This window comes from uncultured Arthrobacter sp. (assembly GCF_902805515.1).
In the GTDB taxonomy this organism is placed as follows: Bacteria; Actinomycetota; Actinomycetes; order Actinomycetales; family Micrococcaceae; genus Arthrobacter_D.
In genome coordinates, this window is sequence record NZ_CADCTE010000074.1 from 1 (window position 1) to 12,414 (window position 12,414).

13 protein-coding genes and 1 pseudogene are annotated in these 12,414 nt (G+C 70.1%); 12 read left to right on the top strand and 2 right to left on the bottom strand.

Features of this window, described 5'->3' with window-relative positions; genetic code table 11:
• The 12 genes and pseudogenes from QZX79_RS06350 to nusB form a co-directional block, all read left to right on the top strand.
• Positions 1 to 249, top strand: a pseudogene (locus tag QZX79_RS06350) (30S ribosomal protein S4); the annotation flags it as partial.
• A 141-nt stretch (positions 250 to 390) separates the two neighbouring features.
• A complete protein-coding gene (locus QZX79_RS06355) occupies positions 391 to 765 on the top strand; it encodes a DUF948 domain-containing protein (protein WP_120165420.1) in 375 nt (124 codons plus the stop codon).
• Positions 766 to 834: 69 nt separating this feature from the next.
• Positions 835 to 1,083 carry a DUF6167 family protein gene (locus QZX79_RS06360; protein WP_294566220.1) on the top strand — a complete coding sequence of 83 codons (249 nt, stop codon included), beginning with the start codon at positions 835 to 837 and terminating at the stop codon, positions 1,081 to 1,083.
• Positions 1,084 to 1,181: 98 nt separating this feature from the next.
• A complete protein-coding gene (gene alaS / locus QZX79_RS06365; protein ID WP_294566223.1) occupies positions 1,182 to 3,860 on the top strand; it encodes an alanine--tRNA ligase in 2,679 nt (892 codons plus the stop codon).
• Between the two features lie 13 nt (positions 3,861 to 3,873).
• On the top strand, positions 3,874 to 4,452 hold the full coding sequence (gene ruvX, locus QZX79_RS06370) for a Holliday junction resolvase RuvX (RefSeq protein ID WP_294566226.1): 579 nt from the start codon (positions 3,874 to 3,876) through the stop codon (positions 4,450 to 4,452).
• Entirely contained in the window at positions 4,449 to 5,687 is a 1,239-nt protein-coding gene (gene mltG / locus QZX79_RS06375) for an endolytic transglycosylase MltG (RefSeq protein WP_294566228.1), read from the top strand. The genes ruvX and mltG overlap by 4 nt, the downstream gene beginning before the upstream one ends.
• Positions 5,678 to 6,583 (top strand): shikimate dehydrogenase, encoded by a 906-nt coding sequence (locus QZX79_RS06380; RefSeq protein ID WP_294566231.1) that lies wholly within the window; start codon positions 5,678 to 5,680, stop codon positions 6,581 to 6,583. The genes mltG and QZX79_RS06380 overlap by 10 nt, the downstream gene beginning before the upstream one ends.
• A 32-nt stretch (positions 6,584 to 6,615) precedes the next feature.
• On the top strand, positions 6,616 to 7,815 hold the full coding sequence (gene aroC, locus QZX79_RS06385; protein WP_294566236.1) for a chorismate synthase: 1,200 nt from the start codon (positions 6,616 to 6,618) through the stop codon (positions 7,813 to 7,815).
• Positions 7,815 to 8,369, top strand: coding sequence for a shikimate kinase (locus tag QZX79_RS06390; protein WP_294566238.1), 555 nt, complete (start codon positions 7,815 to 7,817; stop codon positions 8,367 to 8,369). The genes aroC and QZX79_RS06390 overlap by 1 nt, the downstream gene beginning before the upstream one ends.
• Positions 8,359 to 9,450, top strand: a complete 1,092-nt coding sequence (aroB, locus tag QZX79_RS06395) for a 3-dehydroquinate synthase (protein ID WP_294566242.1) — start codon at positions 8,359 to 8,361, stop codon at positions 9,448 to 9,450. Before QZX79_RS06390 ends, aroB begins: the two co-directional genes overlap by 11 nt.
• A 120-nt stretch (positions 9,451 to 9,570) precedes the next feature.
• Entirely contained in the window at positions 9,571 to 10,134 is a 564-nt protein-coding gene (gene efp / locus QZX79_RS06400; RefSeq protein ID WP_120165428.1) for an elongation factor P, read from the top strand.
• Positions 10,131 to 10,541, top strand: coding sequence for a transcription antitermination factor NusB (nusB, locus tag QZX79_RS06405; RefSeq protein ID WP_294566245.1), 411 nt, complete (start codon positions 10,131 to 10,133; stop codon positions 10,539 to 10,541). The genes efp and nusB overlap by 4 nt, the downstream gene beginning before the upstream one ends.
• 90 nt (positions 10,542 to 10,631) lie before the next feature.
• Here the strand turns inward: nusB and QZX79_RS06410 are convergent, their stop codons facing one another.
• Positions 10,632 to 11,543: an alpha/beta fold hydrolase gene (locus QZX79_RS06410; RefSeq protein WP_294566247.1), complete on the bottom strand. Its 912-nt coding sequence runs from the start codon at positions 11,541 to 11,543 to the stop codon at positions 10,632 to 10,634.
• 134 nt (positions 11,544 to 11,677) lie between these two features.
• Positions 11,678 to 12,259, bottom strand: a complete 582-nt coding sequence (locus QZX79_RS06415) for a class I SAM-dependent methyltransferase (RefSeq protein WP_294566249.1) — start codon at positions 12,257 to 12,259, stop codon at positions 11,678 to 11,680.
• Positions 12,260 to 12,414: the final 155 nt, after the last annotated feature.

Genomic DNA, 12,414 nt, shown 5'->3' on the forward strand with positions numbered 1-12,414 from the left:
GCCCGCGTGGACCGCCCGTCGTTCCGCGTTGCGGAGGGCCAGCTGATCCACGTCCACAGCCGCAGCGAGACTATGGTCCCGCTCCAGGTTGCAGCAGCCGGCGCCCACCGCGACGTCCTGCCGGCCGTCCCGGGCTACCTCGACGTCTCGCTCGAGAAGCTCCAGGCCCGCCTGGTCCGCCGCCCCAAGCGCTCCGAGGTCCCCGTGACCTGCGAAGAGCAGCTCGTGGTGGAGTACTACGCCCGCTAGTTCGACGCTCCGGCGGCTCGCCCGCCGGCTTCGAACAGCAGCCATCCCAATAGCCCGCGGCTCCGGCCGCGGGCTATTGGGTCCGGCACCCCAAATCTTTGCCGCCCGAGGGCGGTTACCTGGATACGAAGGAGACCGTCCATGTCCGGTGGAGATATTGCCGGCCTCATTGCAGCCGGCGTGTTTGCCGTCCTGGTCGCATTGCTGGCTGTGCCCGTGCTGAAGCTCGGCAGGGTGTTCGACGAGCTGCGCACCGCGATCCGCACCGTGACGGACGAGACGACGCCGCTGATCACCGAGGTGACCAGCACCGTCAGCACCACGCACCAGCAGCTGAAGAACGTCGACGGCATCACCTCCAACGTGTCCGACGCCTCCGCGAACCTTTCCGCGCTGTCCTCCCTGGTCGCCGCGACGCTCGGAGCCCCGCTGATCAAGGTCGCGGCGTTCTCCTACGGCGTCCGCACCGCCTTCGCCGGCCGGAAGACGCCGGCCGGGCGGCGCCGCAGCCGCTGAGGCACCCCCTCCGGGCCCGCGGTCCCGGATCACCAGACACCGCCGTCAGCACTCGACGAGGAGGATCCCATGATCAGAAGAGCCCTATGGATGGCAGCGGGAGTGGCCATCGGTGTTCTCGCAGTACGCAAGGTCACCGCCGCGAAGGCAGCGCTGGGGCCGGCCGGCCTCAACCGCGCCGTCGGCTCGGCCTCTGACAATATCGCCGGATTCGCCGACGCCTTCCGTTCCGGGATGCGTGAGCGCGAGGCGGACCTCCGCTCGGCGCTGGGCGTCGAGCAGCCGGTACCCCCGGCCCCCGCAGCAACGCACCGCTGACGGGGCCGGAGCGCCCCGAACCAGAACCGCACCGGCTCGCCGCGGGCAGCACCGCCCCTGCCGGTCCGAACCCACCTGTCGAACCCGAAGGATCCCCCGTGAAGTCCCATGAGATCGCAAGCCGCTGGCTGAGCTACTTCGAGAAGAACGGGCACACCGTCGTGCCGTCGGCGTCGCTGGTCTCCAGCGATCCCTCGCTTCTCTTCACGGTGGCGGGCATGGTCCCCTTCATCCCGTACCTCACCGCGCGCGAGCAGGCGCCCTACGACCGGGCGACGAGCGTGCAGAAGTGCATCCGTACCGGTGACATCGAGGAGGTTGGCAAGACCGCACGCCACGGCACCTTCTTCCAGATGGCCGGCAACTTCTCCTTCGGGGACTACTTCAAGCAGGATGCCATCCGGATGGCCTGGGAGCTGCTGACCTCCGGCGTCGACCAGGGCGGATACGGCCTGCCCCCGGAGAAGCTGTGGATCACCGTCTACCACGAGGACGACGAGGCCCTGGCCATCTGGCGGGACGAGGTCGGCATTCCCGTCGAGCGCATCCAGAAGATGGGCAAGAAGGACAACTACTGGTCCACCGGACAGCCCGGCCCCGCCGGCCCCAGCTCGGAGATCTTCTACGACCGCGGCCCGGCCTACGGCGTCGAGGGCGGACCCGAGGCCGACGACGATCGGTACGTCGAAATCTGGAACCTCGTGTTCATGCAGTACCAGCGCGGCGAGGGAACCGGCAAGGACGACTTCGAGATCCTCGGTGAACTGCCCAAGAAGAACATCGACACCGGTCTGGGCCTCGAGCGCCTGGCCATGGTGCTGCAGGACGTCGAAAACATGTACGAGACGGACCAGGTGCGCCCCGTGCTCGACAAGGCGGCGGAACTCAGCGGACGCGAGTACACCAGCGCCGAAAGCCCCGACGACCCCCACCACACCGACGACGTGAGGATGCGCGTCGTCGCCGACCACATCCGCTCCTCGCTGATGCTCATCGCCGACGGCGTCACCCCCTCGAACGAGGGACGCGGGTACGTGCTGCGCCGCCTCATCCGCCGCGCCGTGCGGGCGATGCGCCTCCTCGGGGTGGAAAAGCCGTGCCTGCCGGAACTGCTGCCCGCCTCCCGCGATGCGATGAAGGGCACCTACCCGGAGGTCGAGAAGGACTTCGAGCGGATCGCCCGGATCGCCTACGCCGAGGAAAAGGCGTTCCTGCGCACCATCGCCTCCGGCACCGCCCGGCTCGAAGAGGCGGTCAAGGAGTCGAAGGCCGCCAACCGGCCGCTGTCCGGATCGGACGCCTTCGCCCTTCACGACACCTACGGCTTCCCCATCGACCTGACCCTCGAAATGGCCGAGGAGGCCGGGCTGGCCGTCGACGCCGAGGGCTTCCGGACGCTGATGCTCGAACAGCGCCAGCGCGCCCAGGCCGATGCCCGCGGCAAGAAGGCCGGCCATGCCGACCTGTCTGTCTTCAACGAGATCCTGGCCGCCGGCGAGACGATCTTCACCGGCTACGACGAGCTGACCACCGAGGGCGTCGTCACCGGGCTGCTGCGCGGCGGACAGTCGATTCCGGTCGCCTCCACGGGCGAGGAGATCGAACTGGTCCTGGACCAGACGCCGTTCTACGCCGAATCCGGCGGGCAGGCCGCCGACGTCGGGCTGATCACCGGCAACGGGTTCGTGGTGGAGGTCCTGGACGTGCAGCGCCCGGTGAAGGGCCTCCACGTCCACCGCGCCGTCGTCCGCGAAGGCGAAATCACTCAGGGCGCCCTGGTCACCTCCGCCGTCGACCGCCAGCGCCGCCATGCCGGGGAGCAGGCCCACTCCGGAACGCACATCGTCCACGCCGCGCTGCACCAGATCCTCGGCCCCGAGGCGACCCAGCGCGGGTCCTTCAACAAGGCCGGCTACCTGCGGTTCGACTTCGCCTGGGGTGAGGGCATCAGCGCCGCCGCCAAGAGCGAGATCGAGGAAGTATCGAACCTCGCCATCCGCAGCAACCACACGGTCGAGACCAAGATCATGCCGCTGGCGGAGGCCAAGGCCCTCGGCGCGATGGCGCTGTTCGGGGAGGCCTACGGCAACCGGGTGCGCGTCGTCGAGATCGACGGCGACTGGTCCCGCGAACTGTGCGGCGGCACGCACGTCGAATCGACCTCGCTCATCGGTTCGCTGACCCTGCTGGGGGAGCAGTCGGTCGGTTCGGGAAACCGGCGCGTCGAGGCACTCGTGGGCATGGACGCCTTCCGCCACCTCGCCGCGGAACGGGCCCTGGTGAGCGAGCTGTCGGACATGCTCAAGGTGCCCTCCAACCAGCTGCCCGAGCGGCTGTCGCTGACCCTGCAGAAGCTCAAGACCGCGGAGAAGGAGCTTGAGCGGCTGCGCAACGAGCAGCTCGCCGCGGCCGCGGCCTCCCTCGTCGGCACGGCACAGGACGTCGACGGGGTGCGGCTCATCGCCCACGACGCCGGCGAGGTCGCCGGCGCCGACGCGCTGCGCACGCTGGCGCTCGACCTGCGCGGACGCCTCGGGTCCTCCGCGGCGGCCGTGGCCGTCGCCGGCGTCGCCAACGGGCGCCCGCTCATCCTCATCGCCACCAACGAGGCGGCCCGGGCCGATGGCGTCAAGGCCGGTGCGCTGGTGCGCACCGCCGCGGGCGTGCTCGGCGGCGGCGGAGGCGGCAAGGACGACGTCGCCCAGGGCGGCGGAGCGGACCCGGAGAAGGTGGCCGCGGCCCTCGACGCGGTGCGCGCCGCCGTGGCCGCACGCTGAGGTGCCGGTCGAGGTGACGGGCGGGTACCCTGCGGGGCCGAAACTGGGGGTGGACGTCGGCCGCGTCCGCGTGGGCCTGGCCGGCAGCGACCGCGACGGCCTGCTGGCCACGCCGGTGCGCACGCTGTCCCGCGATGCCAAGAAGAACTCGGACGTCCGGGTCCTCGTGCAGGAAGCGCGGGACCGCGGCGCGGTGGAGGTCTTCGTCGGCCTGCCGAAGAACCTCAGCGGCCGCGAATCGGAGTCGGCGGACATGGCGCGCGGGTACGCGCAGCTGCTGGCCGATGCGCTGAAAGCGGCCGGGCTGGAGCTTCCGGTGCGGCTGATCGATGAACGGCTCAGCACCGTTTCGGCGCACCGGTCCCTGCGGGAAGCTGGATTGAGCAGCCGTGAGCATCGTAAGGTAGTGGATCAGGTGGCAGCCGTGGAGATCCTCCAGCATGCCATCGACATGCAGCGTTCGCTTGGACGGGACGTGGGGGAACAGGTCAGCGCACGTCTTCGGAGCAGTTCCGGGAACGCATCGGTGGCCGCTATCGAGGAGCCGGTCATTTCGGAGAGCACTTTGAGTGGGAAGGACCAGGAACTGTGAGTTCCCGTTACCCGCAGTCACCCGCGTCCCAGGAGCCGGAAGGCTGGCACGAGCCGGACGCCCCCTACGCCCGCGACGGAGCCGAACCTGTCCACCCAGAACCCGTCGAGCAGTTTTTCGCGAGCCAGGACGTGAGCCGCCGCAACCGCGTCCGGCGTCCGTCCAAGGCGCGCCAGCGCCGCCGCCAGCGCCGCACGGTCATCCTCCTTGTCGTCCTGCTGGTCTTCGCCGGCGTGGTCTTCGGCGTCGCCATGATGCTCAGGGACCTCCTGGGCCTCAATGACATCAAGGACTATCCCGGACCCGGCACCGGCGAGGTGGTCTTCACCGTCGCCGAGGGCGCCGGGCCGCTGGCCATCGCCGACGCCCTCGAGTCCGAGGACATCGTCGCGGACTCCGGGGAGTTCATCTCCTCGCTCGAGGGGGTCCTCGACGGGCGGGAAGTCCAGCCCGGCGAGTATGAAATGCGCTACCAGATGGCCTCCGACGACGCCGCGGCCATCCTGGTCGGCGAGGAGTCGGCGAAGGTTTCCTACGCCGCGGTGGCACGGGACCTGCGCCAGGGCGAGGTGTTCGGCATCCTCGCCGAGTCGACCGGGATCCCGGAGGCCGAATTCCAGGCACTCGCCAAGGAACCGGCCCGCTTCGGCCTGCCCAAGCAGGCCCGCAGCCTCGAGGGCTACCTGCATCCGGGCGAATACCGGTTCAACGTCGACGCCACAGCACCGGAAATCGTCCAGGAGATGGTCGACAATACCTTCGCCCAGCTCGAAGAGGACGGCATTCAGGATCCCGCCGAGCAGTACCGGATCCTGACCATCGCAAGCATCATCCAGGCCGAGGCCGGGGAGGCCGACTACGCCTCCGTCGCCGGTTCGATCATGAACCGGCTCAAGCCGGACAACACCGAGACCTCGGGGCTGATCCAGTCCGACGCCACGGTCACCTACGGTCTCGGGCGGAAGAGCTACGACATCACCCCGGAGGAGAAGGCCGACACCTCCAACCCGTACAACACCTACGCCAACCCGGGGCTGCCGGTCGGCCCGATCGGATCGCCCAGCGAGGAAGCCATTGACGCGGCCGTCTCGCCCGCCGATGTCCCGTTCTACTACTGGGTGACAGTGGACCTCGACTCCGGTGAGACCAAGTTCTCCGAGACTCTGGCCGAGCACGCCAGGTATGTCGCCGAGTACCAGGCGTGGTGCGCCGACAACCCCGGCCGGTGCGAATAGCCGCAGCCGGGGCGGCCGCCGGCCCGGCGGGCGGCGCCGGGCGGGCCGCCGTGATCGGACACCCGATCGCGCACTCGAAGTCGCCGCTGCTCCACGCCGCGGCGTACTCCGGGCTCGGCCTCGACTGGTCCTACACCGCCCAGGACGTCGCGCCCGGGGACCTTGTCCCCTTCGTCCGTTCCCTCCAGTCCGACGACCGGTGGCGGGGCCTGTCGGTCACCATGCCGCATAAGGCCGCGATGACGGCCCTCACCGACGCCAACACGGCCCTTGTTGAGACCCTCGGCGTCCTCAACACGGTCACCTTCAGCGGCGGCCCCGGCCGGCGCATCCTCACCGGGCACAACACCGACGTCGCCGGAATCACCGGTGCCCTCGCCCACGCCGGCGCGTCGTCGCCCCGGAAGGGCGTGATCCTCGGCGGCGGCGGCACCGCGGCGGCGGCGGTCGCCGGACTGGCCGGGCTCGGCGCGGACCGGGTCAGGGTGTACGTCCGGCGGCCGGAACGGGCCGCCGGTCTCGCCGCCACCGGCGCGGCGCTCGGCCTGGCGGTGGAGGTGCTTCCCTGGGACGGTGCGCCGGCCGGCGTGCGCGGTGCCGACGTCGTCGTCTCAACCCTGCCGCCCGGCGCTGCGGATTCCCTGGCGGCTGCGCTTCCGGCGGGCGGCCGGGACGCTGACGGCCCGGCCGGGGTCCTCCTGGACGTCGCCTACGATCCCTGGCCCAGCGTTCTGTCCGCCGCCTGGGCGCGCGCCGGGGGCGTCGTCGTGCACGGCCTGGAGATGCTCCTGTACCAGGCGATCGAGCAGGTCCACCTCTTTGCCCCGGACGCCGGGCCGCTCCAGCCGGCCGTCATAAACCGGATGTGTGAAGCGATCGGGGTTCCCCTGCGCTGAAGCACCCTCCGGGCCGTGGCAGTATTGAAGGCATGTTGCGTTGGTTGACGGCCGGAGAATCCCACGGCCCCGCTGGAGTCGGAATCCTTGAAGGCATGCCCGCCGGAGTCGAGGTGACGAGCTCCGATATCCAGGCCGCCCTGGCCCGGCGCCGGCTCGGCTACGGCCGCGGGGCGCGGATGAAGTTCGAACAGGACGAGGTGCGCATCCTCGGCGGCATCCGCCACGGGCTCACCCAGGGCGGACCCATCGCCATTGAGGTCGGCAACACCGAATGGCCCAAGTGGGAGCGCGTCATGTCCCCGGATCCGGTGGACCCCGAGGAGCTGGCCAGCCTGGCCCGCAACGCCCCGCTCACCCGGCCGCGCCCCGGCCACGCGGACTTCACCGGCATGCAGAAGTACGGCTTCGACGAGGCCCGCCCCGTGCTCGAACGCGCCAGCGCCCGCGAAACGGCCACCCGCGTGGCACTCGGCACGGTGGCCGCGCGGTTCCTCTCGGCACTCGGCGTGCAGCTGGTCAGCCACACCGTCTCCATCGCTTCGGTGTCCGTGCCCGCCGGCACCCCGGTTCCCGGCCCCGGCGACGTCCTCGCCCTCGACCAGGACCCCCTGCGGTGCTTCGACCGTGCCACATCCGACGCCATGGTCGCCGAGGTGGACGCCGCCCATAAGGACGGCGAGACCCTCGGAGGCGTCGTCGAGGTCATCGCCTACGGGCTGCCGCCCGGACTGGGCAGCTACGTCCACTGGGACCGGCGCCTCGACTCCCGCCTTGCCGCCGCCCTCATGGGCATCCAGGCCATCAAGGGCGTCGAGGTCGGCGACGGCTTCCTCACTGCCTCACGCCGCGGCACCGCGGCCCACGACGAGATCCTCCGGAACGGCTCGGGACGCATCGTGCGCGACACCAACCGCGCCGGCGGCATCGAGGGGGGAATGAGCATCGGCGACACCCTGCGCGTACGCGCCGCCATGAAGCCGATCGCCACCGTGCCGCGTGCTCTGCGCACCATCGACGTCAGCACCGGCGAAGCCGCCACGGCCCACCACCAGCGCTCCGACGTGGTCGCCGTCCCGGCGGCCGGGGTGGTGGCCGAGGCCATGACGGCGCTGGTGCTCGCCGAGGCGGTCACCGAGAAGTTCGGCGGCGACTCCGTGGCCGAAACAGCGAGGAACCTCCGCAGCTACCTCGACGCCATCCCGGAGTCCCTAGGCTCAGCCGCGCACTGATGCCCGGTCACTCTTCACCGGTCGTCTTCACCGGCCCCATGGCGACCGGCAAGACGGCCGTGGGGCGCTCCTTCGCCGCACGCCGCCACCTCGACTTCGTCGACACCGACCGCCGCATCACGCAGCGGCACGGCCCGATCCCGGCGATCTTCGAGGCCGAGGGCGAGGACGGCTTCCGGCGGCTTGAGGCGGACGTGGTGCGGGAGGTCCTGGCCGGGGGAGGGCCCGGCGTCGTCGTCTCCCTCGGCGGAGGCGCGGTGCTCGACGCCGGGACCCGCGCGCTGCTCAAGGCCGCACGGGTGGTATTCCTCGACGCGGATCTTGCCACGGTGCTGCCGCGGCTGAACGCCGGAGCGTCACGGCCGATGCTCGCCGGGGACGCCGGCGAACGGTGGGCCACCCTGTACGAACAGCGCCGGCCGCTGTACCTCGAGGTCGCGGACTGCGTGATCGACACCCGCGGGCGCACGGTCCGCCAGGTCGTCGACGACGTCGAACGGATGCTCGGACTCAACGATTCAACCGAAAGAAGGACCACCGGACATGGCACCTGAGCCCACGATCATCCCCGTCACGGGGAGCACCCCCGAAGCCGCCTACGACGTCGTCGTGGGCCGCGGGCTCCTGGGCCGGCTCCCGGCCATCCTCGGCGAACGCGTGCGCCGGGTCCTGGTCATCCACCCCCGGGCGCTGCGCACCACCGGCGACACGGTCCGCGACGAACTGGCCGACGCCGGATTCACCGCCGTCACCGCGGAGATTCCCGACGCCGAGGAAGGCAAGCACATCCAGGTGGCCGCATTCTGCTGGCAGGTGCTCGGGCAGAACGACTTCACCCGCTCCGACGCCATCGTCACGGTGGGCGGGGGAGCGGTCACCGACGTGGGCGGCTTCGTCGCGGCCACCTGGCTGCGCGGGGTCAAGGTCGTCCACCTGCCCACCAGCCTGCTCGCCATGGTCGACGCCGCGGTCGGAGGCAAGACCGGCATCAACACCGCCGAGGGCAAGAACCTCGTGGGCGTCTTCCACCCGCCGGCCGCCGTCCTGGCCGACCTCGACGCCCTCGACACCCTGCCGAAGAACGAACTCATTACCGGCATGGCCGAAGTGGTGAAATCGGGCTTCATCGCCGACCCGGCCATCCTCGACCTCATCGAGGCGGACCCGGCCGCGGTCTCCGATGCCCGCTCCGACACGGTCCGGGAACTGATCGAACGCACCATCTCCGTCAAGGCCGCGATCGTCTCCGAGGACCTCCGGGACTCCGGCCGGCGCGAGCACCTCAACTACGGCCACACCCTGGGGCACGCGATCGAGCTGGCTGAGCGGTACTCCTGGCGTCACGGCGCCGCGGTCTCCGTGGGCCTGGTCTTCGCCGCCGAACTCTCCCGCATGGTCGGCCGGCTGAACGACGCCGACGCCGACCGGCACCGCACCATCCTCGAGTCGCTCGGGCTTCCGGTCACCTACCGCAGGGACCGGTGGCAGGCCCTGCTCGACGGGATGCGCCGCGACAAGAAGGCGCGCGGCGACCTGCTGCGGTTCGTCGTCCTCGACGGCATCGGACGTCCCGGGATGCTCGAGGTGCCCGACACCTCGCTCCTGTTCGCCGCCTACCAGGAAATCGCCTCCTAGGGACGCCCCTGCGCCGCTTTGACCCCAGAGGGTAGACTTGCCTCTGGACTTTTACCGCGCTGCGCCGTGCCCTGCGCCCGGGCGCAGGCATCCATTTCCCCGATCGACGAAAGTGAACCTGTGGCCACCACGAATGACATCAAGAACGGCACCGTGCTGAAGCTTGAAGGCAACCTCTGGAACGTGCTCGAGTTCCAGCACGTCAAGCCGGGCAAGGGTGGTGCCTTCGTGCGCACCAAGATGCGCAACATCCTCTCGGGCAAGGTGGTTGACAAGACGTTCAACGCCGGCCTGAAGATCGAAACGGCGACCGTCGACCGCCGTGACTACCAGTACCTGTACAAGGACGGCGAAGATTTCGTCTTCATGGACACCACGGACTACGACCAGATCACCGTGCCGGGCAAGACCGTCGGCGACGCCGAGAACTTCATGCTTGAGAGCCAGATGGTCACCATCGCCATGCACGAAGGATCCGCCCTGTACATCGAACTGCCGCCCTCGGTGGTCCTCGAGATCACCTACACGGAGCCCGGCCTGCAGGGAGACCGCTCGACCGGCGGCACGAAGCCTGCGACCGTTGAGACCGGCCACGAAATCCAGGTTCCGCTGTTCCTGACCACCGGAACCAAGGTCAAGGTCGACACCCGCACCGGCGATTACCTGGGACGCGTCAACGAGTGAGTGCACGCAGCAAGGCCCGCCGCAGGGCACTGGACGTTCTCTTCGAGGCCGAGCAGCGCTCGGTGACTCCGCTTGAAGTGATGAAGGCCCGCCGGGAGAAGACCGACATGGTCATCGCCGACTACACCGTCGACATTGTCGAGGGTGTCCTGGCCCACCGCGAGCAGATCGACGAGTACCTCAGCACCTACTCGCAGGGCTGGACGCTTGAGCGGATGCCCGCCGTTGACCGCATGATCCTGCGTATCGGCAGCTGGGAGCTGCTGTACAACGACGATGTGCCCGACGGCGTCGCGGTCAGCGAGGCCGTGGAACTGGCGAAGATGCTCTCGACCGACGAGTCCCCGGTGTTCATCAACGGGCTGCTCGGCCGGCTCCAGCAGCTCAAGCCGACCCTGCTGGCATAGGGCGGAAGCCACCACCAGCACACGGATGAGAGCGCGGCCCGGCCGCCCTTCGGGGCGGCGGGGCCGCGCTCTCGGTGGTTTTGGGCCCGATCAGCGGCCGAAGAACTCCTTGAGGGCGCCGGCCGTTTCCGCCGGCAGCTCCTCGGGGATGAAATGGCCCGACGGCAGCGCTGCCCCGGTGACCCGTCCTTCGCACTGGGCCTGCCAGAGGTCCAGCGGCCGGAACAGCCGGTTCACCACGGCGCGCTCGCCCCAGAGCACGTGGGTGTCGCACCGGATCCGGTGGCCGCGTTCCCTGTCCTGGCGGTCGTGGTCGAGGTCGATGCCGGCGCTCGCCCGGTAGTCCTCGCAGATGGCGTGGATGGTTCCGGGGGTGAAGCACCGTTCGTATTCCTCGAGGGCCTGCTCCTCAAGGAATCCGAGGCCGCCGCTTCCGAGGCCGCCCAGGGTGGCGCGCAGGTAGGTCATCGGGCTGCCGCCGATCATGCTCTCGGGCAGCGGGTTCGGCTGGATCAGATGGAACCAGTGGTAGTAGGCCGTGGCAAACGCCCGGTCCGTGGCGTCATACATGTCCAGCGTCGGCGCGATGTCGACGACGCACAGCTTCTCCAGCCGGTCGGGGAAATCGAGTGCCAGTCGGTGACCGACCCGGCCGCCCCGGTCATGGCCGCACAGGAAGAAGCGTTGACGGCCCAGGGCGTCCACCACGGCCACGAGGTCCTGCGCCATGGTGCGCTTGCTGTAATTGCTGTGGTCGGGCATCCCCGGGGCCTTGGAGGAATCGCCGTAGCCGCGCAGGTCCGGGAGGATGATGAAGAAATCCTCCCGCAGTTCCTCAACGGTCCGGCGCCACATGACATGGGTCTCCGGCGAGCCGTGGACCAGCAGGAGCGTGGGACCCGCCGGGTTTCCGCCGTACCGGGCGAAGATCGAAGCCCCGTCCACTGCGAACTCCCGGGAGGAAAAGCCTTCGAACCAGCCGGCCGGCAGGGAAGAATCCATGCCGGAAGCGTACACCGGCCGGGTCCTCCGCCTTCTAGATGAAGCCGGTGCAGCAGATCGAGTCCGAACGGGCGGCACCGTTCCGGCACCGCGGCGTACGAGTGTTACGCCCGCCCGCAGGCCGGACGAACAGTTCAGGTTCCCGGCGGCGTCTCCCCGCCGGGAGAGTACCGGCCCGTCCTGATCTGGATATGGCCGCCGCACACCGAGGCACTCCGGAGGTCCGACAGCCCGCGCTCGGCGGCGGTCCACGGGTGGGCGGCAATATCGGAACCACCAAGCCGACAGGCGAGCCGTGCCAGGGGAGCGGCTGCGGCGAAGGGCCCGGTGGGCTCCTGCATGTCCACCACCGCGACGGAGGCGCCCGGGGCGCTGAGCGCCAGCATGCGCTCCCACGCGTCTTTCCAGGAGGGCATGAGGGAGAGGGAGTAGGTGGCCAGGGCGGCGTCGGACAGGGCGCGTCCGCCGCGGGCGACCGCGCAGGCGCCGACGGCTGCGGGCCGGACGGTCGTCGCATCCGCCTGGACCAGAAGGACGTTGGCCCACCCGGAACGCTCCGCCCGCCGGCGCGCCCGCCGGAGCATGCCCGGGCTGCGGTCGATGCCAAGGATCATCCCGGCCGGCCCGATCCGCTCCTGGAGCAGGGCGAAGTTGAGCCCGGTGCCGCAGCCGACGTCGAGAACCTGGGCGCCGCGCTGCAGGTCGAGCAGATCCACTGCTTTCCTCCTGCCCGGCCCGTAGACGGGGGGGATTCGCCCGAGAGCAGGTCGTAGAACGGAGCAAGGACGCTGTACCTGTCGGCGATGGGGTCCTCCTCCGTCCCGGCGGCCGGGGCGGCCGTGGGTACAGCATAGGCTGGACGGAAGTCCCC